Raw genomic sequence first — 25,847 nt, 5'->3', positions numbered from 1 at the left:
GAAGCATTATGCACACCAAATTTGATTTAGGCAACATCGCCACGCGAAGATGCCAATAATCCAAATTTCTTAGAAATTAAGTGGTCAAGAGATAGTGAACCCGGGCCATAAAATAAAATCAAAGCAAGCAGCATAGCCCAGTAACGATGGTCTATTAAATCGAGATAGGTAAACTGAATGACAGCGGTCATAGCCAGTAAAGGCAATGTTGCAAGTCTTGTTGCAAACCCAAAGATAAGAAGTACAGGGCAAGCGAGCTCAAAAGAGGTTGCAAGACAAGCAGTAATTTCTGGAGGCACAAAAGGAACTTTATATTCTTCCCTAAACAAGAAGACGGTCGACTGCCAGTTTGATATTTTAGTCATGCCAGAATACCAGAAGATTTTAGCCATCCATAAGCGCATGAATAAAACAAGCACAGGAAGGGCAATTTTCTCCAAAACCTTTGTAACTGATAGATAAATTTGAATAATTTTAGAAATGAACGGCTTATTTATAGAAGTTTCTACCGAATTATTGAGCATTATTGCCTCCGGTTTTAATGATATTGTCGACCAGCTGCTCCTGTAACACAAAAGCAACTGCTGAAGTTAAGTCAAAATTTTGATTGATTGTTTGTGCATACTGGACGCTCTCTAAAAGCTTTGCACCTTCAAATAATTTCTTTATGAAATGCCACTGATCTTCGGCAATCCAATAGGTATGTATTTCGTTTTCCTTACAGCCAATAACACCATAAGCTGCTTCTGTCTTAAGGGTAATTGCTTTTGAACTACAATTCTCAATGGTATCATGAATATCAAACAACGGGTATTTGGACTGAAAAATACAAACTGAAGGACAAAAATTCAGTTTGATATGATCTATTTCCTCTTCGGGGATGGTCATTAAATCTTGAGGGGAAATGGACTTAGAGTCTACAGCCCCATACGCCAAATGTTTGAGCCATTCATAGTGGGCATAATCACTTAAATAGGGCAACTCAGACAGTTGCTGTAATGTGGAAAGAAAGTCAGGGAAATCTCCACCAAAATCATCAAGCCAGCCTGTCTTTGGTAAGTACTTATCCTTTTTGCAATAAGTATAGGCAACACTATTGGCACACTCATTGCCGATTAATTTCCAAACGCCTGGATAAGTAATCCTCAAAGCATTGATCATATTTTCAAAAATAGTCTGACGATAAACATCTAGCCGTTCTTGGGAGAAATCCGAGCTTATAAAACTTAAATCAACGTCTTTTTTAAAGATATTTCGATAAAAGGACTCTTGTAATTTAAGTAATTCATGCATTTGCTACCCCCCTATTGACTTTGTAAGACGAGAGGTATGACTCGCATTTTGAAGCTTCCTCAATTAAAACATTGAGAGAAGGGATGTCTGCATCCCATTCAAGTAAAGTTGGTATAGGGCCAAATCTTTGAACAGTATAATCGTATAGAGCCCACACCTCATCACACACATAATTATTGTGAGTATCTATACGCAGAGTACTATCGTTTGACAATTCTTTTATGGAATGACCAGCAATATGAATTTCTTTTACTAAATTAAATGGAATAGAATCAATGTACTCTTTGGTATTCCATCCGTGATTCCAGGATGAGATGAATAGGTTATTCACATCGAGCAGAATCTTGGCACCTGTTTGATTGCAAAGCTCCACCAAAAAATAGGATTCATGGAGCCTGGATGACTTATATTCTATATAGGAAGATGGGTTCTCAATAAGAATTTCTCGTTTTAAAAAATCCTGTGCTATCGATATACTGCGCTTAAAGGTGTTAAAACTTTCTTCTGTATAAGGCACTGGAAGTAAATCAGGCATGTGTATGCCACCAACATGTCCCCATGAAAGATGCTCAGAAACAAATTTAGGCTGCACCTGATGAACAAGATTCGATAGGCGATCCAAATGGACTTTGGAGATACCATCGGATGAACCCAAAGATAGCCCAACACCATGAAGGCTTATCGGATAATATTCGGAAATATTTAAAAGAGCTTTTATCTCATTTCCGCCGTTGGAGAAGAAATTTTCGCTATGAACTTCAAACCAGCCAATCGAAGGTCGCTCCTCTAGAACTTGTGTGTAATGAGGGTACCGAAGTCCAATACCTATTAGCGGGTTCAAAGTCATAATATACGAATCGATTAATTTGAAACTTCGATTTTATCTTTAATGTCTTGCCCAACAGCGCTAAAATCACCCGCATTTATTTTATCACATTGACCTTTTGGTACTAAGATCCACGATTCAGAATCACCTGCTTTATTTTGTCCAGCACAGGAGTGGGAAGAACCTTTGCAATCTGCTTTGTTTTCCTTAATTAATCCCTTGCCATCTTTAACAACGCTACATTTCTCCATTTCACCTTCAGCAAATGCAACACTAGTTGTTAAAGTTATCGCTGCTGCAACTGCTGTAAAAATTCCGTTTTTTATCATTTTAATGCCCCTTGATTAATATAACAGTTACATAACATGGTATTGGAAAACAATCATATTATTTCAGGACTATCCGATATGTTATCTTTTAAATATAGCACCGATCAATTCGCTGTCAAGGTTAAACAAGTTTATAAACTTTCGTGTTAAGGAGTAACTTGGGATTAAGATCCATCGTTGAGACTATTATTATTCTGTAAAATCCTTCCTTAAAATAATCAATACAACGCTAAATATTTGTAGAAAAAACGCTATTTCAGAATACAATTTATTACTACCTTCGATTGCAGTTGCTTTATTTTGAATAGTCACTTGATCAAGATATAAATTATCAATATATTCACCATAACGCTCAATTTCCTTTTTAACCTCTTTGACAATATCCGCTGTACTTGATGTTCCTGTTAACTCAGAAAAGTCTCTCAAATAGTCTTTTTTAATGGCCTGAACTTCGACCTCATCTTTTACAGGTAAAACAGACAGAAGTATCGCGATATCAGCTCTGGTTTCTTTTTTTACTATATTGTTCCATACATCTTTAATGAGAATTTGTTTGTTCTGCGCTTGCATTTTCAAAGAAGATATAAGCAGCTCATTTTGTCTGATAAAGAAATATGAAATCACAGCTGAGCTAACCATCATGGAGAGAGCAAGAATTAAAACTAAATTACTTAGGTATTTACTTGTTTTACTCCTTTTTTTTTCTTTCATATTCCTTCTTCAGCTAATGAACATGATATTATCGATATATTAAGCTCAACGTTTTAATGAAAAGTTTAGGTGAATATTAAAAGATGTCAAGGCTTTCCCAGCCACGATTACTGGCTTACCGCTGACGGTAGTCTGTTTAAAGGCTATAGAGTCTGTATTAATCACCACAATTTCCCGAATCTTTACTTAATGAATACATACTCATTACATCATTTCCCCTTCCAAACTTCTTAATTCGAACCGCAAAACAAATCCGGATGCAAACTAAGTGGGAAGGAGAATTATATTAAAACAGTGCAACTTATTATAAGTCTTTAGGGTCGATGCCTTTAATTTTTGGCCAATTAATATTTGCCTTCTTTATGTTGCCAGGTATATTTTTTGCCCAAACATCTTGTGTTTTGCTGTTTAAATTTAGATAGAGTGTTCCATCCACAATTCTCCAAGCTAAAGGATCACTCACTATTTTGCTCCCAACGGATACGCCATACGCGCAATATCCTCCATAAGCGGGAAGATATTTTTCAGGATTTGCAAGAAATGTTTTTTTGTTCTCTTGATTAGAAAAAATATAACTCACACCTTCATAATATCCCGTGTAGTTTCCGCTACCACGTACAGGCCCACCTTGTTGAAAATAAGACACAGGATCATACCCCTGAATACCCACCAAACTGTAGGAAATATCTGAAGCCCAGGCAAGAACTGGCATCATAAAAATAAATATTAATTGCGGTATATACAATGATTTAATTTTTTTCATCGCTGCTATCCTTATAAAATTGTTAACCATATTTAAATCTTTTTACATTGAAGTGGTACGGAAAATCTTTCCCTGGACTTGCACCTGCCGCATAACAAAGCGGCGCTTTTGTTGCCAAAAAAATTGCGGCTCTTGTTTATAATAAACCATCCAATGCTACTTTTAATTACACACATTTAGGCAGCCTGGCGACCATTATTAGAAAAGCATCAATAGTTGAATTAAATCATTTCAGCTTTTATGGAGCGCTTGCCTGGTGGTTTTGAGGAGTTGTCCATGTATCCTTCCTTGTAGGAGCACGAAATAAATTCTCTGTGCTGTCCGATTGAGTATGGTCCTTTTTTACTTTTAGAGCAAATAATTTACTTATTACCTCCATTAAGAAAAAGAAATACAGATAGAAAAAACCAATGATTTTAATGAATGACTAGAAACGAGGCATAATAGTGTTTTAGACAAAAGGATTCAATTGATGGACAAACAATTGTTCCTCAAGCCAAACATACAATTTTTTTACCAAATAGCTTGCCGCTTTCTCATCCTTCATTTCATAGCTTAATTGTTCACAAATTTCTATGAAAGAAGCCTTGTTTTGGATTGGCTTAACATATTTTGCTCTAACTTATCCATTAGATAATATCTTATTTGAAGTTGGCGGCGCCAAATGACTAAAGATTGTGAATGAGCCATTTTTTTAGGACGAGGAGGATGCTTGTAACCATCTCTTGATGCTTTAATGAGGTCAAAACTGTTCCAATGCATTGATAATAAATGACAAGATGGATGAAGATAAAACTTCATGTCAGGTTTAAGCTCCCTGTTGATAATATTATCCAGCTTAAAGGTAGCTGATTAATTGATAAATTGCAAAAACCAGGCAAAACCACTCAACTGCCTAAGCTCTGTTTATCAAAGGCAAATCTTGTTGTGAGCCATAAACATGGCATATTACTTCACGTTATTTTCCTGCATTTTTGAATAGTGGCAAATACTTACCATAACCTCTTTTCTGCAGATCCTTGACTGGAATAAATTCCAGCGCCGCAGAATTCATGCAAAAACGTTTATTGGTGGGCGGAGGGCCGTCACCAAAAACATGCCCCAAATGTGATTTTCCATGTTTGGAAATCACTTCAGTCCGACTAGTAAACATGCTGCTATCATCTTTATATATTATGTTTCCAGGTTCTAGCGGTTTGGTAAAACTCGGCCAGCCAGTCTTAGAGTCATATTTATCGAGCGAAATAAATAATGGTTCACCGGTAACAACATCAACATAAATACCTTGCTCTTCATTATTCCAATAAGCATTATTAAACGGGGATTCTGTACCCTGTTGTTGAGTAACATTATATTGAATTGTTGATAATTTTTGTTTGATGACAGCATCTGAAGGTCGTTTATAGGCTTGTTCTGCATAGGCTGTCAAAGAGGCAACACTCATGAAAAAAAATAACAAACCTTTGATAATACTCTTCATGGTGGTTTCTCACTGATTAATGCTCTATTCTTAAGTATAGTCAGAATTCCGAACAACAGAATTCCGAACAACTGTCAATTTCCTTGACGTAAGTTATATGGTCTGCTACAAATATAAAGGGCAAGAGGATACTGTCGTATTCCAATCTATCCAAAAATAAGGAGAGGTATCATGCAACGTATTAAAAAAATCTCTATCGCTAACGCACAAGGCAAAGCTAAAGAGCTACTCGAAGGCACAAAAAAAGCTATGGGCACTGAATTAAATCTATTCAGCACACTTGCCAACTCACCAGCGGCACTGGAAGCCTACATTGGGATTATGACCTCTCTTAGCAAAGGTGCTCTTAACCCTAAACTACGCGAACAAATCGCATTGGTCTCAGCAGGTTATAATGGCTGTAACTACTGCGCATCCGCTCATACCTATCTTGGAGAAAAAGCAGGGATTAATAAAGATGAACTTAAAGAAAACCTCTCAGGAAAATCGTCTGATAAGAAAACACAAGTGGCTCTCAATTTTGCTACTCAACTGATTGAACGTCGTGGTGGGGTGAGTGAGTTCGACATCAAGACTGTCCGTGAAGCTGGATTTAGTGATGAAGAAATGGTTGAAATTTTAGCGCATGTAGCGATGAACACTTTCACTAACTACTTCAACGAAGCATTCAAGACGGACATCGACTTCCCTGTCGTTGATACCCATAAAGGACGTACTGCATCATAAATTATTCTAAGGGGTGGCTTAAAAACCACCTCCTTAATAGAAAATCCAAATTATATTTTGCCCCAAATACAAACCACCCTAAGATTCAATCCTCAAGTTTTTATTCTTGACTTTATAGAACGTCGATTTACAGCGGTTGAACTGGAAGATCCAGAGATCTCGAAATACCAATTGACTCAATGGACAAGCTTTTTGGTATCTACGTTTTTATTTTAGAACAAAAAACATCAGAGAAAAAGTTGCCATTCTTATTAGCGATCAATTGCCCCACACATTTTTCCCGAAATAGATACTATTCTATGGCGGGATATTTATCTTTTAATTGTTCGTGTCTTTCCAAGCTAGACTAGACATCATTATTATAAAAAAATCAGGACCAGAAGAAGGAGTATATATTCGTGCTGGAACCACAAATAGAAAAGCTGACACAGAAATGATTAAAGAGTTAAATCGCATAGTCAGCAATCAAACTTTTGATGAGCAACCCTTAACTGCATTGAACTCCGAAGCGATAGACTTCAGAGCTGCTTTAGAGCAATTCGAAAAAATTAGGAAGATCGATAAGAAAGATCTAGAAACGGTCGTTATCTTAATGGATTATCAAGGCAAAAAAGTACCTACAGTTCAGGGTTAATATTATTTGGTAAGGACAGAGCCAAAATATTTCCAGATGCATGGATTCAAGCGGGTCGATTTCAAGGAACAGACGAGAGCTTTATTGTAGATAATGCTGAATTTCATAATTCTCCTGGAAAAGCAATTAAAGAAGCAAGCTTTGCTTTTAATAAGCTTTGCTTTTAATAAGGCTATACTGACGAAACAGCCTGATGCAAAGATCGTCATTCCTCCTCCATCAGTTGCAGTGATTAGCTGGAAAGCGAACACTCAGCGCGACGATCATATTCGCCTTTTGCAGGACGAGGGGGATATGGTATGGCAAAAGAAAAACAATTATGGTTTGCGCAGCCATATAGAGTTAGCTATTTTGCGTTACAAAAAAGTCATGGGGACAGCCATGAAAGCAAGGGAATTACCTCAGCAAAAAACAGAATGTGGGATTGCTACGCGTGCTTTAAACGAATCACTTCACTGGGTATGCCAGTCTCTGTGAAAGTGAAGTAAAACCAATTCGGTTAGGTGAAATGTTGCCTAATTTTGATTTATTCAACAATGCCATATTGGATCATCCCGCCAATTATTTATAAATCCCATTTCAATTCCTGAAAACTGCTCATTTCTTTCAAATAGCTCAAAGAGCTTTATTTTCCAATTAGATTCAGGTGCAATTGTTTCTAATAATTGATCTATGATAAAAGCGATTAATTGAAAACGATAGTTACCATCAATATGGGTTTTAATAGGCGCATTCTTAGGTATTAGCGGAGGAATAACAAGCCATCTATTCCATAATCTTGAATGATGAGCACAGAGGTTCCTTGTATAGGTTAAACTTTTTATCCAAGATTCAATTACAGTTGTATGCTGACCTAAAAAAGAAGCAATCTCATTACGCACATCTTTCGACTGGATATTATTAAACATCTTAGAACAGACACCAAAGGAGAGTGCCTCAACCATCATCCAAATTGGTGGAAAATATGGTTTATCATAATTCTTATGATAATGTTGAATAAATAGTTCCTGCTTATTGGTACTAATCGTTTTAATTGTTTTTAGATAATCATCAAAAAAATCTCTTTCTCTATTTGCACCAGCTTTAGCCTTAAAATAATTTCGTTCTACATACCAAAAAGGATTAAATCGGATACTTGTCACATTGGTTAATGCCGCTCGAAATGCCACCTCTATTTTTTCAATTGCATCAGCAACAAGTAACCTTAGCTCTCTGTCAAATTGATAAAGCTGCCAAACTTGTTCAAATGTAGCGTTTTCTTTAAACTGGCGAGGGTTCTTTGCATTGTGGGATTGCTTAAAAGGCAAAAGATAGGATGATAAGCGATAATAACTTACTGTTTCCAATGCACGAATAGCTAGTTTTTGATCCTCAATCTGCAAACCCTGAGAAAATAAAAACTCCAGCTGTTGACTAACAGTAAGTGCAGGTTTCGTATAACTCTTTTCAGCCATAAAAAAATAACCCGTCGTGGTGCGCATCATTGAGAGGCGTGACGGGCATGGTTAATTATATTATAGCGCAACCACTCTCAAATTCAAATACGCGTTTTGTATTTTTATTAACTCAGGTAATAAGAGATTATACCATTCAGAGTCAGTCTAATCAAAATACTAATAATCAACAATAGGACTCTAATGTGGCTGTATGTCGCACAGGGAAATATTGATTGGGACTGCCTAGCGCTGCCTGACACAACAGTGACGAAATCGTGCCGTAACAGTGACCGTTTGTAGTGTATTTGTGGCAGTTCTAGGCAGTAATTCGATGATTTGATGCATCGTAAGTTGTTGATTTATAATGTTTTCTATTATTGAGTATCAGGCTTCGAACCAAGGTGTCGGGGGTTCGAGTCCCTCCGAGCGCGCCATTTAATCGTTTTAAAATCAATGGGTTGCGATGTATAACTCAAAAGAGAGGCTCTTCCCCAAATCCGGGGGCACTAATCAAGAACAGGCTCCTCCCCAAATCCGCTGAATCTTCTACACATCTTGTTTATTCCAAACAAACATGATCAAATCACCTCTTTTTGAGGTATGTATGGACTTAGCAGTTGAAGATACTACAGCATGGTCGGAAGCTATTTTTGGTTCAGTTGCTTTAGGGGATAAACGACTTACTCGTCGGTTAATTCAAATAGGCAAACAATTATCATCGACGCCTGGTGGTTCTCTTTCAGGAAGTTGTGGAGGGCAGGATGCGCTTATAGAAGGTAGTTATCGTTTTTTACGAAACAAACGAGTCACAGCGAATCAAATTGCAGAGGGTGGTTATCAAGTAACAAGCTGGTTATCTCAGTCAATCCCCACGCTTTTAGCCATTGAAGATACAACCACGCTCTCCTATACCCATCAAGTAAAAGAATCATTAGGTGATTTAGGCGGTCCTAAAGAAAAAAGCAATCGAGGTTTTCATGTTCATACAACTATGCTCATGGATGCAGAGCAAGAGAAAACAATAGGATTAATTGCGCAAGAACGTTGGTGTCGAGATATCAAAGAAAGGGGCAAAAAAAATCATCGACGAGTAAGGTTATATACAGAGAAAGAAAGCTATAAATGGGAAAAGAATACTCGGGCATTAGAGAACCGATTGGGTTCTAAAATGTCTGATGTGATTTCTGTTTGCGATAGAGAAGCTGATATTTTTGAATACATTCAGTACAAGTTAGACCATGCTCAACGTTTTATTGTTCGAGCGAGCCATAATCGAAAACTAGAAGGAAGTAACTGTTATTTATTTCAAATGTTACCTTCAGCAGTAAACTTGGGTACTTATACAATTAAAGTGGCTCAAAAAGCAAATAGAAAGAAACGCCAAGTGACTCTTGAGTTAAAAACAACATCTGTTACTTTCTCACCTTCTGAACGAAGAGCTAAAGCACGTGAATTAAAACCAATCACTTTAAACGTAGTAATCGCTAAAGAGAAAAATCCATCTGAAAGCGATTGCCTTGAATGGATTCTATTAACAACAGAAGCCACAACAACATTAGAGTGTACCCGAAAAATAACGCGATATTATGAAATGAGATGGCGCATTGAGGATTTTCATAAAGCATGGAAATCGGGGGTTGGTGCTGAAGAGCAGCGTATGCAATCAATTGAAAATTTAGAGAAAATGATTGTCATTCTCTCATTTGTAGCAATTCGATTACTCCAATTAAAAGAGTATTTTGAATACCCGACTACTCTAGTTATCAATGATAGCAGTACTTCTTGCGATGAATTGCTCACTGATGCTGAATGGAAAGTCTTATGGAATAGTGTTGAAAGAAAATCATTACCTGAAAAAATACCTACTGCTGCTTGGGCTTATAAAGCAATAGCCAAGTTGGGCGGTTGGACTGATTCCAAAAGAACTGGGAAAGCAGCTTGGTCTACTATCTGGAAAGGATGGTTCCGATTACAGGAACGAGTAGAAGGGCTTAGGATAGCTAACGAGTTGATGGAGATGTGATCAAGAGACAGCCCAAATCCGGGGGCACTAATCAAGAACACAAAACTTTAACCCTTAACCTATAATTTTCAAAATTTCTAAATCCATAAGCACGTCGTTGAATGAGCTTCATCTTACGATGGAACTTTTTATTTTTCCAGATAGCTCACGTCAGGTCATCATACATTGATGTTGAAGCAAGCGAATAACATGAAAGCGGTCGGCCATTATTTTTGCATTGAGAAAATGTTTTTTAACAATGGCTCGGTAGGTAATGATTAAATCCATACAGACTACTATGACTCGTTCCTTCCCTACCACTTCTCAATCAACGAGGCCTTATGGGCAGCATGAGCAAAAAAGGGACTGCTGGGACAATAGCGTTGCTGAAAATTTTTTCAACCGCTTGAAAGACGAGCGAGTGCATTGGGGTAATTATCAAACCAGACGGGAGGCAAAACAAGATATTCAGATTACATTACTATGTTTTATAACAATCAAAGATTGCATTCGTTTTTGGATTATCTAAGTCCGAATCAATTTGAAAATCGGTAATGGAGGTTAATGAAAAAAGTGGCTTAACTGGGGTGTGCAAATTTGCTTGACCAAGTCATTACAACGGTATATTGTTAAAATTGTTTTTAATTATAAGGATAGTAAAATGAACACTTTTAGAAAGTTATTTTTAGTAGCAATGGTTTCCTTATTTAGCTTGGTGGCAAATGCAGGTACTACTGTAGTTGACATAGCCGTCGGCAATAAGGACTTTTCAACCCTTGTTTCTTTATTGAAAAAAGCTGATTTAGTTAAAGCTTTAGAAGAGGCTGGTCCTTTTACAGTTTTTGCTCCCACTAATGAGGCATTTGCAGCTGTTCCTCAGGCCGATCTAGACGCACTTTTAGCTAATCCCGAAAAATTAAAGGCTGTATTGCTCTATCATGTGGTTAGTGGAGACATTACCTCTGATAAAATTAAACCCGGTATGGTTAAAACACTTAGTGGGCAGGATGTCGATATTACTGTTAAAGATGGAAAAGTATATGTCAATAATGCTGAAGTTGTAAAAGCAGATGTTAAGGCTTCAAATGGTGTTATTCATGTTGTGAATCAAGTATTGCTTCCCAAAGAGTAACCCATTAAAGACGGCGCTCATTTAGGAGCGCCATTTTGATACAAGACTTAACTTATATTTACTTCATTTTTCGCGAAACAACTACCTATGACGCCTAACATACTCTTTTAATCAGAGTTTTTTGTAATGCTTTCTTGTGGGGTTATCAATAAAATGGCCTGGTTGGGAATACCAGCAATCTAATGATCCGCTTAAACTTCAGTGAGCAATTAAGCGCGGCGGACTACGCTACAAAGCTGTTTAACAATCAGAAAATAAGCTGTCACATTTACCTTTGATAAAAAATGGAGGCACGAATCCAATGGAACTTTCCTTGGAAAAAATTTTAAATGATGAGCAGTTCAGCCTGAGCTTCCTTAAAATCTTATTAGAAAATAGTTACGACTCAATCATAATAACTGATTGTAGTGAAGATACATTGATCATTTATGTGAATAAAGCATTCAGCAGGCTAACTGGATATGAATCTTCAGAAATAATAGGAAAAACGCCAAAAATATTGCAAGGTTCAGCCGCCGATAGGAAAGTTATTGCTGATTTAACTGATTCCTTAAAAAATAATTCTTCATTCGAAGGACAGGCAATTAATTACAGATAAGATGGCACCCCTTTCATCATGAAGTGGCGTGTACTGCCTTTGAAGATAGATAACCAAACGAAAGCTTGAATTGCCATACAACGAGAAATAGGCTCTTCTGATGGCGTTGTTGTATAAATGAGTTCGGTAGCTATTTTGGCATGGTCCAAAAACCAAATATTTTAGTGAACACTACGCCTGAAAAATACTGCCCGAATTTGTTAGAATTCGGGCTTTAACTTAGCTAGGCAGCTTGAAGAAATCCTCAAAGAGTTCATTTTATTAAGTACACTGCAATCAATCATGGCCTCTTATTTTTGTCTTTCAAAATCTCTGGTATGCATTGATTTACATAATTTGTTGATAACAAATCATTGCAAGCTCAGATAGATTTCTCTTTCCACATTGCCTTTGTTATTTGGATGCTTCTTTGGGATAATCTACTATTGAAATTCACAAGTCACGCATCGATAATTTTTCTTCTTAATACATTAAACAAGTTACTCTCCATTCAATCCTGGGCACAGCGAGGAGAATAATACGCTGGAAATATTTTAGTTTTAGACGAAATGATTTGAAAGCATATTTTTTTATTGTTTGTTATCAAAGGATCTAATTTATGAAATTATCTATTGCCATAGTGGGTGCAGGTCTTTCAGGTTTAACAATTGCAAATGTTATTGGCGGCCATGCTGAAGTTACTGTTTTTGAAAAAGCGAGGGGCGTTGGTGGAAGAATGTCTACACGATACGCGGACGAGTTTTATTTTGATAATGGTGCACAGTTTTTTACTGCACGCAACAAACATTTTATACAATTTCTTGTCCCGCATTTCTCTTCTGGTTTGGTACAAAAATGGCAAGGGAAAGTTGTAACCCTTGAAAAGGGCAAGAAGATGACTGACCGGATATGGTTCGAGCCGCACTATGTCGCCACACCTGGAATGAACAATCTTTGTAAAAAACTAGCTGAAAATATAAAGATTAATCTCAATTGTGATATTGCACCTCTTAGTGAAAAAAGTAAGCAAGGCTGGGAATTATTTGACAACAAAGGAAGTGGATTGGGTTATTATGATTGGGTTATTTCAACAGCACCACCGGTGCAAACAGCTCATCTTTTTGATAAATTTTTGCCTCAGAACTCGATCTTAAAACAGAGTAAATTTTTGGCATGTTATTCTCTCATGTTTGGATTTCATAAAAAATGGGGTCATTCATGGATTGCTGCAAATATTTTGAATAGCCCTTTGGAATGGATTGCGGTTAATTCTACCAAGCCAGGCCGTAACCATGATCTGACCACATTGGTTGTGCATTCCAGTAATAGGTGGGCACAAGCGCATTTAGATGAGGATTTGAAAAAAATAGAGTGTTTTTTACGTGAGGAACTGCAACAAGTTTTAAAATTTGATATGAGCGATCCAGAATATTTTTCCTTGCATCGATGGCGCTATGCTTTGCTGGATAAGCTAAATGGTGACAAAATAAAAAATGAGCCTTATTATGATGAGGTCTTACAATTGGCATCTGTCGGGGATTGGTGCAGCAGGTCACGGATAGAAGATACGTGGCTTAATTCAAATAAGCTGGCCCTTAAAATAGTTGGCAACTTAACTAAATAACTTTGAGAACATTAAAGCCCTTGTCACAAAAATTATATAGACTCTAGTTTTATGGCTACACAAGATAACTATCTATTCTGTGAACTGACGTTGGCTGGGTGAAATATCATGAGCAGCACGCCGTAATAAAAAGCAGCAAACCAACAACTATTGTCGCCTTAAGACGTAAGTGAAAAAACCATAACGGAATAATTTTGTTACGATAAAGTTCTAGATCAAGAATAAGCAGATATAGAAAACATAAAATCTGAAGCGTGAAAGTTAAATAAGACATAGCAAGTAGTACTGACAACCATCCGAGTAAGCTTATAGCATTACTTTGAAACAAGAGATTGCGAGAACAGTTTTGCGAAAAAAATAAGAATACCCCCCAATGGATTCCGCAAATAAATGAGATAATCACGGCTCCGTATGCAAATAAAGCCACACTATAATCTAAGCGGCTAGAGTCTAGAACAACTGCAATCCCCAAAAGCAAAAAAGGTATAATACCTGCATAAGTGAGGACCCGCGCGGTCAGGATATTTTTTTCATTCATGATTTAAGCCACCGTTTAGAAGAATATTACCTCATGCAAAAATCCCAAGAAAGGCTAATTACTCACATTTCAGTTAAGTATTACGTCCTTAATACATTGGCAATAATATTTGCGTAGTGAATTAAGAGTTCAATTTATTGATAATAGCCATTAAATTACCAGAAATTTAGCGCAATGAGGAACTTTTTTAAAGTCGTTATATAATTATAACTTAAATGATAAACTGCTTAATTTGGTTGAATAACAAATTAAAAGGCAAAAATAGATCATGGCGAGCTATTTAGTAATTGCAGCGAGCAGTGGTAATGGGCAACCAGTAGTTAATTCTCTAATATCTCAGGGACAAACTCTATTTACTACTGCTAGAGAAAACAGCAAGATTCAACCTAATGCACTATTCGATGCGACTGATTTTGAAGCGGCCCATGAAGTATTAAAAAAGTCTAGTCCAATAGATGACACTGTTAATTTTGCAGGTTATTTATTATTAAAAGGGGCGCATTCTAAAAATTAAAATTTAATAGGTAACACCTTATTTGGATAAAATAGCATTTATCTTTTCAAAGATGCATTTATATTGAATTTACTAATAGTCTGAAGCGATTATCAATTGATAAAAAAGCAAATACTCATTTCAAGTCTGGGCAATACCATAGAATGGTTTGATTTTGGACTTTTTATTTTCATGGCACCTATAATCGGTGCTAAATTTTTTCCACAAGCATCGGCTAGCAATGCAACCATTGAGGCATTAATTGTATTTGCCGCTGGTTTTCTTTTTCGACCACTAGGTGGTATTTTTTTTGGTTATTTTGGAGATACTCGCGGCCGTGCAAAAACATTAAGAATTTCTATCTTAATCATCACCATATCAACTTTTTTGATTGGTGTTATTCCATCCTATGAAGAGATAGGATTCACTGCCCCAATCGTATTCATCTTACTTCGTTTAATACAAGGTGTATCTATTGGTGGGGAATACAGTGGAATAATAATCTACCTTGCCGAATCAGCGCCACTTAACAAACGGGGTTTTACCACGAGTTTTGCAGCAATAGGGGCAAATTTAGGCTTTTTATTAGCTACAGTTACCTTAATGTTTCTACATTTGTTTTTTAGCGAAGAGACGATTACAAATTGGGCATGGCGCCTGCCCTTTCTCCTTGTAGGGCTACCAGGCTCATTAATCATTTACTATCGTTTTAAATTATCTGAAACACCGGTTTATTTACAGTTGCAAAAAAAACATCGCCTTGTGTCCATCCCCTTTATTACAGCTATCAAATTTGCTCCCCGCCAATTACTGAAAATTTTAGGACTTACTTGCATGGGCTCAACATTTTATTATGTGTTCTTTGGGTATATGCCCACTTATTTAGAACACTATATTGGCTTTTCATTGAGTGACGCATTAACCATTGAGAGCATTATGTTAACTACAATGCTGTTTACTGTTCCTTTGGCAGGCATGTGCGGTGATTTTTTTACCCGAAAAAAGATGCTAACAATCACTGCAATAGCTATTATATTTTTGGCTTTGCCTTGCTTTTATTTACTGCAATCCAAATCTATATTATTAGTGCTATTAGCTTTTGGTACAGCAACGATTCTAAGCTCATTAGAACAAGGAAATACGCTAACAGCGATTGTTGAAAATTGCCCTGAGAACGTTCGCTACAGTGGCATAGCATTTTCTTATAACTTAGGGAATGCCTTATTCGGTGGCAGTACGCCATTAATTCTTACCTTGCTGACAGAAAATATGGGCCTTATCACGCCCGCTTATTATCTAATTTTTATGACAGTGATCACTTTGATTACCGCAACAACCTTACTTAACAATAACCAGTCTTTAGGAGCTCTTACCAACGCCCCACGCTCTAAAATGCAAATGCGCTTGCAATAAAACCAACATAGAGCAGGATCACACCGAACATCAAGCCAAATAAGCTAAACAAAAATGGTATTTCTTGGATGTAATGTGATAATAGTGCTTTCCATTGCTTAACAAAAATGACTCGAAAGATCCCAATCAAAAGCATACTTGCTCCAATTAAAGTAATGATTAAGGTCCATCCTAACTCAAAACTATTAGCAAACATTAAAGATAAACTGCCAAAGATTGTGGGAAGTACTCCACCCATGATGTAACCTGAATCTGATTTCACCATGTGTTTCGCCATATCGCGAGCATCCTCTAGATTAAATAAAATACCTAAAGAAAGTATTACTGATACCAGGCCAAACCAGCGAGCAAAAATTATATAGGTCATAATATCAATCCATAATAATTAAATGTTTATTCCAATAAATTCTTTGTATTTTATATCAAATCGTATCATTATATTAGGATCATAGAAAGTACCGCAACCAGGAGTGTTTATGGTCGCAAGGACGCGAACTACTATAATTAATAAAAATGCCTTTCGTTGGCTCTTAAAAAGTGTAGTCATCATCTTAGGTTCTCTGACACTGCTTTCTCTAAGTGGTTGTAAAGAGCATTTTATTGGGATGCTTAACCCCAAGGGAATGATTGCTTTCGAGCAGCGTAAATTGTTTTTCGATACTTTGGCTTTAATGTTGATTGTGGTGTTACCCGTAATCATCATGAGTATTACCTTTGTCTATCATTATCAAGTATCCCATCGTACCAAGGATTATAAGCCGAATTGGGGCCATAATTTTTATTTGGAATTATTATGGTGGGGTATTCCTTGTGTGATTATATTGGTTTTGGCCATTATGACATGGAAAAAGACGCATGAATTGGATCCCTATCGACCTATTGCAGGTCAGGCTCAAAAACCCTTATTAGTCCAAGTGATCGCTTTGCCGTGGAAATGGCTATTTATCTATCCAGAACAAAACATTGCAACAGTGAATTATCTTGAAATTCCATTAGGGCAGCAGGTAGAGTATTGGATAACAACAGATAATGTCCCGATGAGCGCTTTTTTTATCCCACAGCTAGGTAGTCAGATTTATGCCATGGCCGGAATGCGTACCCGTCTCCATCTTTTAGCTAATGAATCGGGTATTTATGATGGTTTAAATACTCAATACAATGGAAATGGGTTTTCAGACATGCATTTTGAAGTCCATGTCGTTGAACCTCAAACACTACAACAATGGTTTACAGAAGTAAAAAAATCGCCGAATGGATTGACAGATGCATCTTACAATCAATTGTTATACCCATCGATAGCTGATAAACCAAAACTATTCTCGGGCGTGCAAAATGACCTCTTTAACAAAGTAATAATGACTTATATGGAAAGTATAGGTCGGACGCACCCACGTGAAAATACTGTTAAATTCCATAAGGAATAGTTATGCTTCAAAATTTATTACTCGGCAAATTGACACTAGACGCTATACCTTTTCACAATTCTTTTGCTATGGGGGCAGGGGCGTTTATGGTATTAGGATTTGTAGGGGTTCTGACCTTACTGACGGTATTTAAAAAATGGTCCTATATCTGGAACGAATGGGTGACTTCCGTTGATCATAAAAAAATTGGGATTATGTATTTAATCTTATCCTTTGTAATGCTGCTACGCGGCTTTTCAGATGCACTGTTAATGCGCGCTCAACAAGCAGTTGCCGCAGGGGATGCCGTGGGGTTTTTGCCACCAGATCATTACGATCAGATTTTTACCGCACACGGCGTTATTATGATTTTCTTTGTTGCTATGCCGCTTGTTTTTGCTTTACTCAATATGATAGTCCCTCTGCAAATTGGTGCACGTGATGTGGCTTATCCTTATTTAAATTCACTTAGTTTTTGGTTGACCTTTGTCGGGGCAATGTTGTGCAATATCTCACTGGTGGTGGGGCAGTTTGCCTCAACCGGTTGGCTTGCTTATCCCCCTTTGTCTGAGCTGTATTATAGTCCCGACGTAGGTGTGGATTACTATATCTGGTCCTTACAAATTTCAGGGGTTGGAAGCTTACTTGCCGGAATTAATTTTATTGCAACTATTTTGAAAATGCGATGCAAAGGCATGACATTAATGAAAATGCCTGTTTTTGTTTGGTCTGCTTTATGCGCCATGATTTTAGTTGCTCTTGCTTTTCCCGTTTTAACTGTGACGCTTGCTCTTTTATCACTCGATCGCATGCTTGATATGCATTTCTTTTCTGATTTCGCCGGTGGAAACAGCATGATGTATATTAATTTAATCTGGGTATGGGGTCACCCAGAGGTGTATATCTTAATTTTGCCAGTATTTGGTATTTTTTCTGAAGTGGTAGCAACGTTCAGTCAAAAAAAATTATTTGGTTACACCACTATGGTATGGGCCATAGCCATGATAACTTTATTATCCTTCCTGGTGTGGCTCCACCATTTTTTTACTATGGGCGCAGGAGCAGATGTTAACTCCTTTTTTGGAATCGCGACTATGATTATTGCAATTCCTACGGGAGTAAAAGTATTTAACTGGTTGTTTACTATGTATAAGGGCCGAATTATCATGGCAACGCCCATGCTTTGGGTCACGGCTTTTTTTACTACTTTTGCAATAGGCGGTATGACTGGTGTGATGATGGCCGTCCCCCCTGTTGATTTTCAGACCCATAACAGCCTCTTTCTAGTCGCTCACTTTCATAATGTGATAATCGGCGGTGTACTTTTTGGTGCATTTGCTGGAATCACCTATTGGTTTCCAAAAGCTTTTGGTTTTCGTTTGGATGAGACTTGGGGTAAACGCGCTTTTTATTTTTGGGTTAGCGGTTTTTATTGTGCCTTCATGCCCTTGTATGTCTTAGGCCTTGATGGATTTGTGCGCCGCACCAATCATTATGCAAATACGATATATCAACCCTATTTAATTTTTGCAGCGATGGGAGCCTTGTTGATTTTAACTGGTATTGTGTTTCAGGTTATTCAGCTCATTGTAAGCATAAAAAATCGTCATGCGCTTCATGACCGCACAGGTGATCCATGGAATGGAAGGACATTGGAGTGGTCGGTTGCATCACCTGCGCCTGTATATAATTTTGCCAAATTACCCACAGTACAAGCACTCGACCAGTTTTGGGTAGATAAGGAGCATCATCGGGCAGAAGGCCAAATTCATCCTAAAGAAATTCATTACGAGCCCATTCATATGCCGAAAAATACATCGGTAGGATTTATTATCGCCATTTTTTCCGGAATTACAGGGTTTGCTTTAATTTGGCACATGCTTATTCCGGGAATTATTGGTTTACTGGGAGTTGTCTCTACAGCTATTGCTCGGACGTTTTCAAACGACGTTGATTATTATATTGATGCTGAAACAGTCAAAAGAACTGAATTAGCCCACTTTAGGAGCTTGTGTAATGCATAATAAAGCCATCCTCACTGACATACATCTTCACGACAGCGACTCAACGGATGTATTTGGGTTTTGGATGTATATACTGACGGATTGCATTTTATTTGGTTGTTTATTTGCAACCTTTTTAGTATTAAACAATCCAGGTTACCCAGGGCCTGCGCTTAAAAATTATGTTAATTTGCATGATGTACTCATTGAAACATTTCTTTTATTAATATCTAACTTTACTTTTTGCTTGGCTATTTTAAATTTATATAGGGATAAATCATACAAAGTTCAACTTTGGCTTGGTATTACCTTCTTGCTTGGCGCTGGTTTTATTTCAATGGAAGTCTCTGAATTTATACATATGGCAAATGAAGGTTTTCGATGGGATGTGAGTGGCGCAATTTCTTCGTTTTTCACTTTAGTAGGTACTCATGGACTGCATGTAGGCTTTGGTTTGTTGTGGATTTTAATCATGATTGTCCAGCTTCCCTTGATTAAATTAAATCATGTGAAGCGACGCCGAATGACCTATTTGGGGTTATTTTGGAATTTTTTAGACATTGTTTGGATTTTTGTATTTACTATTGTATACCTGATGGGGACGATTTAACATGGAATATCATGGAATAAAGGCGCCGGATTATGGCACAGGCCAAAAAAAACTGTGGCTTTATTTAATTGGTTTTATAAGTTGCTCTTTCCTGACGCTGCTCTCATTTTGGGTAGTCATGTCGCAAATCTTTTCTAAAACAGAAATATTGACACTTATTTTTTCTTCAGCGTGCATTCAATTTTTGGTACAGGTCATTTGCTTCCTTCGCTTGAGCACACAAACAGAACAAGGAAAAATGAATGTAATGACCTTTCTCTTCACTGGCGTTATTTTGACATCAATTATTTTGGGGTCCTTATGGATTATGTGGAATTTAAATTATTATATGATGCATTAAAAGCTATGCCTCTCCATTTCGCTTCAACTCACAGAGCAAATCACCTTCCACAAAAAACTTATTGTGACGCAAGGAGCAAAAGGTCTTCAAGCACAAAATATAACACCCCTTTAATTTAAGTAGCTAATATTATTTTTGCTTATATCTCTTTGTAGAATAATACATCTGATAGAAACATTAAAATCACTCTCTGTTGATGTCTTTGAGATGATTTTAATGTTATTTTGATCTACGCGGATTCAAATAGAAAAGACAATTGTAAGTATCAGATTAAGCTTGCCCAAAATAAATTGATTTAAAATTGCACTAAGAAGTGCTAAGCTATTCACCTATTATAACAATAAGCACTTTCCATGATTCAATCAGAACACAACGACCAACACCTATCATTCTCTCAATTCCCCCTTCGTCAAGAATTAATAAAAAGTCTTGCTTCTTCAAATTATGAAAATATGACCACTATCCAAATGCAAAGCCTGCCCATAATTCTTAGAAATGAAGATATGATAGCTCAAGCAAAAACAGGGAGTGGAAAGACCGCTGCTTTTGCTTTGTGTTTATTAAATAATTTAAAAATTTCTTTTTTTTCAGTACAAGCCTTGGTTCTTTGCCCTACCCGTGAACTCGCGGAACAAGTAAGCCAAGTTATCCGTCGATTAGCCTGTTTGATGCCTAATGTCAAAATTATTAATTTATCTGGTGGTATACCAATGAAACCTCAGCTTGATTCATTACGGCATGGAGCTCATATTATTGTAGGAACACCGGGGAGAATACTTAAGCATTTAAAAAACGCCTCTTTAGACTTATCTCAAGTAAAAGCTTTAGTTTTGGATGAGGCAGACAGAATGCTTGATATGGGTTTTTTTGATGACATTAAAAACATTATTTCGGTTTGTCCGAAAAAACGACAAACCCTGCTTTTTTCTGCGACTTATCCTGAAGAAATCAAACGGCTTTCAAAACAATTTATGAAGAACCCGAAAGAAGTTCATGTGGTAACCCCTCCTGAAGAAATTGATATTGAACAACATTTTTATGAAGTCTCGAGACATACTCAGAAATTTCCCTTATTAAAATCATTACTGTTGCACTATCGACCCGTTTCAGTGTTAATCTTCTGTAATACCAAGCAACAAACAGTAGAAGTCACAAACCAGCTCATCAATGAAGGCTTCAGTGCCATCGCTTTAAATGGTGATATGGAACAAATCGAACGTGATCTTGCTGTCTTGCGTTTTGCCAACCAAAGTTGTTCTATTCTTGTCGCCACTGATGTGGCAGCACGAGGACTAGATATAAAAGAACTTTCCACAGTGATTAATTTTGATCTCGCTTTTGATCACGACGTCCATATTCATCGTATTGGTCGAACAGGACGAGCTGGGAGTAAAGGCATTGCCTTAAGCCTTGTAACGCCTGCAGATGCACAACGAATTTGCGCCATTGAAGATAACTACCCGCACCCCATTCATTGGGGAAACATTAATGAATTAGAAAATCACAACACTGCTCACATAGTACCAGAAATGGTTACACTCTGTATTGCTTCCGGTAAAAAAGATAAAATTCGCCCTGGTGACATCCTTGGGGCATTAACCAAAGATGCAGGATTGGCAGGCAACACAATTGGCAAAATTAACATCACCGCTATGTACTCCTATATTGCAATTCACCACAGCCAAGCAGATAAAGCCTACCAATATTTACAAAGTGGAAAATTAAAAGGACGCAAAGTTAATGTAGGTAAAATAAATTGATTTTTCTAGACCATGTGAAAAATTTACTGCAACAATTGAAAAAAGAAGCAGTTATTATGTAAAAGCCCTAATAATACAAGCCTATGGATTTATTAGTGGCTATTGAAGCAATAGTATAAGTAGATAAAGCATTGTTAAAATCAGGATATCACTCAAATGACAATACAAAAGGGACCTCATGAACGAAGAGCTCTTAAAATATCAATCGCTGTTACCTTTCTCTTAGCCGTGGTAGGTATTTTATTTGGGCTATTGTCCGGTTCATTGGCTATAGTCTTTGACGGTATGTTTAATATGGTGGATACCGTTATATCAATCCTTGCTTTTTTTGTTGCCCGTCTTTTAACAAGTAAGGGGAATCGGAGATTTCAATATGGTTACTGGCATATTGAACCTATGGTTCTTGTTTTGAATGGCAGTATCTTAATACTTCTTTGTACTTATGCACTAGTAAACGCGATTGGCAGTTTGATGTCTGGTGGACATGAACTCAATTTTGATTGGGCATTTGTGTTTGCACTTTTGGTGTTTTTTTTATCAACAGGCATGTATTTTTATTTAGTTAAAACAAACCGCAAAATTAAGTCCGAATTCTTGCGACTAGATATTCAAAGTTGGTTAATGTCTGCCTTGATTTCCACTTCTCTCCTATTGGCATTTGGCATCGCAGCCTTGTTGCATGGTGGGGCCTATGGATATTTTACTCCTTACATCGACCCCCTTATTTTAGCAATTCTTACTGCATTTCTGATTTTTGTGCCTATGGCCGCAGTCCGTGATGCCATGCGAGACATATTTCGCATGGCTCCTGTGGGTCTTGATGAAAGAATAAGAGAATTTTTAGATGAGCTTATTAAACAGCATGATTTCAAGACTTATACAAGCTACGTTGCAAAAATAGGACGCGCACAATTTATTGAAATACATATAGTAGTACCTATGGATTACCCAATTTCGAGCATTGAAACCCTAGATAAAATTCGTAATGAAATCGCGTTGGCTATTGGAGAAGATACGCCACAACGTTGGCTAACCATTGCCTTTACTGCAAATGAAAACTGGATTTAGCAAGCGTTTTATTCAAGTTTCCATGAGGATATTTGTGAAAACATGCTAATGAAAATTGGGAGTACAGCAAAATGAACTCTTAATTTTAGTAATTGACTTTCTTGAACAGCATTATCATCTTAGCCAGATAGACGCAACCCTTGCTAATGACTTTTCCACTTTGGGGTCTATGGTCGGCGCTCCTTTTTTTGGAGTATTGTCCCATAAAGTAAAAAACGTCATTCCAATCATGTTTTATGCCATAGTTGGTTTTTTACAGGGGCAGTGGCAATTGGTTTTTTTTGGTTAAAGACTATGTTAAGCCATTGATGATTGGTACCAGGATTGGTATTTTGAACATGGGACAGATCTGTGTCGGAATGATTTTATCCCCGCTCTTTGGCGAATTACTTGATCTATTTCATGATAATTATGTACGGGCTGCTACACCCGTTATTTTATGCGCATTTATTTCTGTGTATGGGTCGTATTGGTTATGGAAAAAGAGCCAGTCACCTGAGCTACCTGCCAGGTCAATTATCAATAATTTTTATATAAGTCTGACAGTTTCAGATGGTATTAGGCTCTATTATCAAATATTGACGTATCATCAAATCTTTATTTTAAAGTTTGTCATGACTAAAATACTTGGCTTCGAACCAAGATTTCTGAGGGAGAGTTCTTCAGAGCACGCCATAGAGATTGATTTTTTCCTAAACAAACTTTCAAGCTACGTATATTTACATAAGATTTAGCCTGCCAGCTCTATGAATAAAAACAATATTGTGGGATAATTATTGCCCAACTTCAGCAATATTAACCTATTTATATGAAAATAAGAGCAATTTTTTTCATGATCGCTATTTTTTTTCCATTTACTTTATTTGCCAGTGATGCGACTTGTCCTTTATCAAATGGAATCAATGTACTCACTAAAAAGCGAATTTTAAATATTTGTAAAAACGGTACCGTCGTTAAAACCTTTAAAGTAGCGCTCGGGTACAAAGGGGTTGGTAAAAAAAAGGCAGGGGATAACAAAACTCCAATTGGTTTATATGGGTTAGCTCATCCAAGAAAATCCAATCAATTTAAAGTCTTTATTCCAATTCTCTATCCGACTAAAAAGCAATTAGCCGCCGGATATACTGGTAGAGACGTTGGGATCCATGGACCAACTCAGACATCCAATTTGTTGGGTTGGTTAAACAACTTACCAGGCTCAACACGTGGATGTGTTGCTGTTGGCAAAAACAACTACATTGAGTATGTGGCTAATTGGGTAAAAGCCAATCCTGGAGCTAAGGTTTTAATTATTTAAATTGAGACGAAATTTGATACCGCCTATTTATTTTATGTAGAATGCTCTGATGGTGGTCGTCTTAATGATAAAGAAAATGCATTTAAACCAGGTAAGTGCTCTAACGAATTGCGGATTTGTCTAAAATTAAGGCTACCAGTAGCATCAAATATTTTTAGAACTTCAGCAACTAAAGGCCTCTCTTTTCGGGTCCTATCTTTTATCACATTGCGAATCAGGCGAAGCGCATCACTAATTGGTTGCTATATTCTTGTGGGTCTATTTCTTTTATAATCGCTTTGATTTCTTTTAAAATCTTGGGAATTGAGCTGTCTTCATTACACACTAGCCCTCCGATATTATCAGATCAAATAGAGGGTTTGATCTAATTAATAAAGCTGATCTTTATGAATCTGTTTGATTTAACCCAGATATCAATTTTTTGGTAATAAAAACTCTTGGTATTTGTTCTATACTTTTATTTAAATATAAATACACTTGGTTTGGAATTCATATGCCCTTGTCTGTATCAGACTATCAATCGAATTTCCCGGTGATGAACAACAGGCACTATTTACTTTACAGAAGCAAACCGGGATCGATAAATCCAAAATAAGACAAATTGCTGCTCAAGCAGCTAATAATACAAACCCTGTAAAAGGAATTATTGAATCTGAATACGATGTCGATAGTGAAAAGAAAGTAACTAAAGTCGGAGAAGTAAGACGATTTTTTATACCCGGATTAATTCAAAAGGATTATTTCAATATCAATTTGATTTTTATAACCTGAGAGGATTGAGGTGGACATAGTAAAAGCACAGAAAGACATGAAGGTAAAAGTAAATGTTTTAAGAATTCCAGCTAATGAAAGAGAAGCTAACATAGTAGCTGTTTATTCGATATTAATTAATAAGGACCTAATGGGAGATATGGATCATATTCCAAATATCATTTGGCAAATAAAATCAATTATTGAAAATATTAATCTGGATGATGATGATGATATTGCAAGATCAATTTGTCTAATTAAAGAAAAGATAGAAGATTCCAATGAAAATTATACCAATAAAAATATCATGGATTTTCTAAATGCATTTAGTAAAAAATCAGATTTGACTTTCAGACAAATCCGACAGGAATTAGCACAATCTAATTCTGAAATGAAAAAAATTCTGGATACCTATGATTGAGATGATGTGATTCATAGACATCATTTCAATTCATTCGTATTATACAGAGCCTTGAAATAACCAAGTTAAAGTAAGAAAGGGATGGGCTAATTTGTATCTTGAGACTATAAATACAGGCTATGCTTGCCATTAATCTGGCATATCTCGCCAGACACACTACCAAGAAAATAGCATTGCGGGTATCTAGAGATAAAACCATAGGGTAATAATCTGACAAA

At 36.8% G+C, this 25,847-nt stretch carries 30 protein-coding genes and 2 pseudogenes; 20 read left to right on the top strand and 12 right to left on the bottom strand.

Annotated elements, in window-relative coordinates; all coding sequences use genetic code 11:
- Positions 1 to 26: 26 nt before the first annotated feature.
- From OQI99_RS01960 to msrB, 8 genes are all read right to left on the bottom strand, one after another.
- Positions 27 to 524 carry a DoxX family protein gene (locus tag OQI99_RS01960; RefSeq protein WP_010947818.1) on the bottom strand — a complete coding sequence of 166 codons (498 nt, stop codon included), beginning with the start codon at positions 522 to 524 and terminating at the stop codon, positions 27 to 29.
- Positions 514 to 1,293 (bottom strand): DNA-binding domain-containing protein, encoded by a 780-nt coding sequence (locus tag OQI99_RS01955; protein WP_010947819.1) that lies wholly within the window; start codon positions 1,291 to 1,293, stop codon positions 514 to 516. The genes OQI99_RS01960 and OQI99_RS01955 overlap by 11 nt, the downstream gene beginning before the upstream one ends.
- The gene (locus tag OQI99_RS01950) at positions 1,286 to 2,140 is read right to left on the bottom strand and encodes a DUF692 domain-containing protein (protein ID WP_010947820.1); all 855 of its coding nucleotides are present in this window, start codon (positions 2,138 to 2,140) and stop codon (positions 1,286 to 1,288) included. Before OQI99_RS01950 ends, OQI99_RS01955 begins: the two co-directional genes overlap by 8 nt.
- Positions 2,141 to 2,154: 14 nt before the next feature.
- On the bottom strand, positions 2,155 to 2,448 hold the full coding sequence (locus OQI99_RS01945; protein ID WP_010947821.1) for a DUF2282 domain-containing protein: 294 nt from the start codon (positions 2,446 to 2,448) through the stop codon (positions 2,155 to 2,157).
- Between the two features lie 189 nt (positions 2,449 to 2,637).
- On the bottom strand, positions 2,638 to 3,159 hold the full coding sequence (locus tag OQI99_RS01940) for a hypothetical protein (protein WP_010947822.1): 522 nt from the start codon (positions 3,157 to 3,159) through the stop codon (positions 2,638 to 2,640).
- 304 nt (positions 3,160 to 3,463) lie between these two features.
- A complete protein-coding gene (locus tag OQI99_RS01935) occupies positions 3,464 to 3,922 on the bottom strand; it encodes a YHS domain-containing (seleno)protein (protein WP_015444234.1) in 459 nt (152 codons plus the stop codon).
- A 573-nt stretch (positions 3,923 to 4,495) separates the two neighbouring features.
- Entirely contained in the window at positions 4,496 to 4,723 is a 228-nt protein-coding gene (locus OQI99_RS01930; RefSeq protein ID WP_015444232.1) for a hypothetical protein, read from the bottom strand.
- Positions 4,724 to 4,880: 157 nt separating this feature from the next.
- Entirely contained in the window at positions 4,881 to 5,402 is a 522-nt protein-coding gene (gene msrB / locus OQI99_RS01925; RefSeq protein WP_010947824.1) for a peptide-methionine (R)-S-oxide reductase MsrB, read from the bottom strand.
- A gap of 171 nt (positions 5,403 to 5,573) precedes the next feature.
- Between msrB and OQI99_RS01920 the strand changes: the two genes are divergently transcribed.
- The 3 genes from OQI99_RS01920 to OQI99_RS01910 all read left to right on the top strand — a co-directional run bounded on the left by OQI99_RS01920 (position 5,574) and on the right by OQI99_RS01910 (position 7,239).
- A complete protein-coding gene (locus tag OQI99_RS01920; RefSeq protein WP_010947825.1) occupies positions 5,574 to 6,128 on the top strand; it encodes a carboxymuconolactone decarboxylase family protein in 555 nt (184 codons plus the stop codon).
- 328 nt (positions 6,129 to 6,456) lie between these two features.
- Positions 6,457 to 6,762 (top strand): hypothetical protein, encoded by a 306-nt coding sequence (locus tag OQI99_RS01915; RefSeq protein ID WP_016356980.1) that lies wholly within the window; start codon positions 6,457 to 6,459, stop codon positions 6,760 to 6,762.
- A 93-nt stretch (positions 6,763 to 6,855) separates the two neighbouring features.
- On the top strand, positions 6,856 to 7,239 hold the full coding sequence (locus tag OQI99_RS01910; RefSeq protein WP_010947827.1) for a transposase: 384 nt from the start codon (positions 6,856 to 6,858) through the stop codon (positions 7,237 to 7,239).
- A gap of 53 nt (positions 7,240 to 7,292) precedes the next feature.
- Here the strand turns inward: OQI99_RS01910 and OQI99_RS01905 are convergent, their stop codons facing one another.
- The gene (locus tag OQI99_RS01905) at positions 7,293 to 8,216 is read right to left on the bottom strand and encodes an Abi family protein (protein WP_015444231.1); all 924 of its coding nucleotides are present in this window, start codon (positions 8,214 to 8,216) and stop codon (positions 7,293 to 7,295) included.
- A gap of 586 nt (positions 8,217 to 8,802) precedes the next feature.
- Here OQI99_RS01905 and OQI99_RS01900 point away from each other — a divergent pair.
- A complete protein-coding gene (locus tag OQI99_RS01900) occupies positions 8,803 to 10,221 on the top strand; it encodes an IS4-like element ISLpn3 family transposase (protein WP_061514713.1) in 1,419 nt (472 codons plus the stop codon).
- A 31-nt stretch (positions 10,222 to 10,252) separates the two neighbouring features.
- On the opposite strand, the pseudogene OQI99_RS01895 reads toward OQI99_RS01900, so the two are convergent.
- A pseudogene (locus OQI99_RS01895) lies at positions 10,253 to 10,515 on the bottom strand (transposase); the annotation flags it as partial.
- 5 nt (positions 10,516 to 10,520) lie between these two features.
- Here OQI99_RS01895 and OQI99_RS01890 point away from each other — a divergent pair.
- The 4 genes and pseudogenes from OQI99_RS01890 to OQI99_RS01875 form a co-directional block, all read left to right on the top strand.
- Positions 10,521 to 10,755 (top strand): annotated as a pseudogene (locus tag OQI99_RS01890) (IS3 family transposase); the annotation flags it as partial.
- Between the two features lie 106 nt (positions 10,756 to 10,861).
- Entirely contained in the window at positions 10,862 to 11,332 is a 471-nt protein-coding gene (locus tag OQI99_RS01885) for a fasciclin domain-containing protein (protein ID WP_265731238.1), read from the top strand.
- A 301-nt stretch (positions 11,333 to 11,633) separates the two neighbouring features.
- Positions 11,634 to 11,930 carry a PAS domain S-box protein gene (locus tag OQI99_RS01880; RefSeq protein ID WP_265731237.1) on the top strand — a complete coding sequence of 99 codons (297 nt, stop codon included), beginning with the start codon at positions 11,634 to 11,636 and terminating at the stop codon, positions 11,928 to 11,930.
- A 598-nt stretch (positions 11,931 to 12,528) separates the two neighbouring features.
- Positions 12,529 to 13,533, top strand: coding sequence for an NAD(P)/FAD-dependent oxidoreductase (locus OQI99_RS01875; protein WP_265731236.1), 1,005 nt, complete (start codon positions 12,529 to 12,531; stop codon positions 13,531 to 13,533).
- Positions 13,534 to 13,639: 106 nt separating this feature from the next.
- Here the strand turns inward: OQI99_RS01875 and OQI99_RS01870 are convergent, their stop codons facing one another.
- A complete protein-coding gene (locus OQI99_RS01870; protein ID WP_265731235.1) occupies positions 13,640 to 14,071 on the bottom strand; it encodes a DUF3429 domain-containing protein in 432 nt (143 codons plus the stop codon).
- Between the two features lie 268 nt (positions 14,072 to 14,339).
- On the opposite strand from OQI99_RS01870, the gene OQI99_RS01865 reads away from it, so the two are divergent.
- Together OQI99_RS01865 and OQI99_RS01860 are read left to right on the top strand one after the other, a co-directional pair.
- Complete coding sequence (locus OQI99_RS01865) at positions 14,340 to 14,585, top strand: hypothetical protein (protein ID WP_265731234.1); 246 nt, start codon at positions 14,340 to 14,342, stop codon at positions 14,583 to 14,585.
- 96 nt (positions 14,586 to 14,681) lie between these two features.
- The gene (locus tag OQI99_RS01860; protein WP_265731233.1) at positions 14,682 to 15,977 is read left to right on the top strand and encodes an MFS transporter; all 1,296 of its coding nucleotides are present in this window, start codon (positions 14,682 to 14,684) and stop codon (positions 15,975 to 15,977) included.
- On the opposite strand, the gene OQI99_RS01855 is transcribed toward OQI99_RS01860, so the two are convergent.
- On the bottom strand, positions 15,952 to 16,344 hold the full coding sequence (locus tag OQI99_RS01855) for a hypothetical protein (protein WP_265731232.1): 393 nt from the start codon (positions 16,342 to 16,344) through the stop codon (positions 15,952 to 15,954). The two genes, OQI99_RS01860 and OQI99_RS01855, sit on opposite strands and share 26 nt — an antisense overlap.
- A gap of 109 nt (positions 16,345 to 16,453) precedes the next feature.
- On the opposite strand from OQI99_RS01855, the gene cyoA reads away from it, so the two are divergent.
- From cyoA to OQI99_RS01805, 10 genes are all read left to right on the top strand, one after another.
- Positions 16,454 to 17,401, top strand: coding sequence for a ubiquinol oxidase subunit II (gene cyoA / locus OQI99_RS01850; RefSeq protein ID WP_265731231.1), 948 nt, complete (start codon positions 16,454 to 16,456; stop codon positions 17,399 to 17,401).
- A 2-nt stretch (positions 17,402 to 17,403) separates the two neighbouring features.
- Positions 17,404 to 19,404 (top strand): cytochrome o ubiquinol oxidase subunit I, encoded by a 2,001-nt coding sequence (gene cyoB / locus OQI99_RS01845; protein WP_265731230.1) that lies wholly within the window; start codon positions 17,404 to 17,406, stop codon positions 19,402 to 19,404.
- Positions 19,397 to 19,993, top strand: coding sequence for a cytochrome o ubiquinol oxidase subunit III (gene cyoC / locus OQI99_RS01840; RefSeq protein WP_265731229.1), 597 nt, complete (start codon positions 19,397 to 19,399; stop codon positions 19,991 to 19,993). The genes cyoB and cyoC overlap by 8 nt, the downstream gene beginning before the upstream one ends.
- 1 nt (position 19,994) lies before the next feature.
- The gene (cyoD, locus tag OQI99_RS01835) at positions 19,995 to 20,333 is read left to right on the top strand and encodes a cytochrome o ubiquinol oxidase subunit IV (protein ID WP_265731228.1); all 339 of its coding nucleotides are present in this window, start codon (positions 19,995 to 19,997) and stop codon (positions 20,331 to 20,333) included.
- A gap of 353 nt (positions 20,334 to 20,686) precedes the next feature.
- The gene (dbpA, locus tag OQI99_RS01830) at positions 20,687 to 22,093 is read left to right on the top strand and encodes an ATP-dependent RNA helicase DbpA (RefSeq protein ID WP_265731227.1); all 1,407 of its coding nucleotides are present in this window, start codon (positions 20,687 to 20,689) and stop codon (positions 22,091 to 22,093) included.
- A gap of 156 nt (positions 22,094 to 22,249) precedes the next feature.
- The gene (locus OQI99_RS01825) at positions 22,250 to 23,161 is read left to right on the top strand and encodes a cation diffusion facilitator family transporter (RefSeq protein ID WP_265731226.1); all 912 of its coding nucleotides are present in this window, start codon (positions 22,250 to 22,252) and stop codon (positions 23,159 to 23,161) included.
- Between the two features lie 55 nt (positions 23,162 to 23,216).
- Entirely contained in the window at positions 23,217 to 23,450 is a 234-nt protein-coding gene (locus OQI99_RS01820) for a hypothetical protein (RefSeq protein ID WP_265731225.1), read from the top strand.
- 519 nt (positions 23,451 to 23,969) lie between these two features.
- Complete coding sequence (locus OQI99_RS01815; protein WP_322783689.1) at positions 23,970 to 24,458, top strand: L,D-transpeptidase family protein; 489 nt, start codon at positions 23,970 to 23,972, stop codon at positions 24,456 to 24,458.
- A gap of 477 nt (positions 24,459 to 24,935) precedes the next feature.
- A complete protein-coding gene (locus OQI99_RS01810; RefSeq protein ID WP_265731223.1) occupies positions 24,936 to 25,229 on the top strand; it encodes a hypothetical protein in 294 nt (97 codons plus the stop codon).
- 10 nt (positions 25,230 to 25,239) lie between these two features.
- Positions 25,240 to 25,629 (top strand): hypothetical protein, encoded by a 390-nt coding sequence (locus OQI99_RS01805; RefSeq protein WP_265731222.1) that lies wholly within the window; start codon positions 25,240 to 25,242, stop codon positions 25,627 to 25,629.
- Positions 25,630 to 25,847 lie beyond the last annotated feature (218 nt).

It is taken from the genome of Legionella sp. PATHC039, from assembly GCF_026191275.1.
GTDB classification, from domain to species: Bacteria; Pseudomonadota; Gammaproteobacteria; order Legionellales; family Legionellaceae; genus Legionella; species Legionella pneumophila.
Note: the sequence above shows the minus strand (reverse complement) of the source record. Positions and strands in the feature narration are given on the sequence as shown.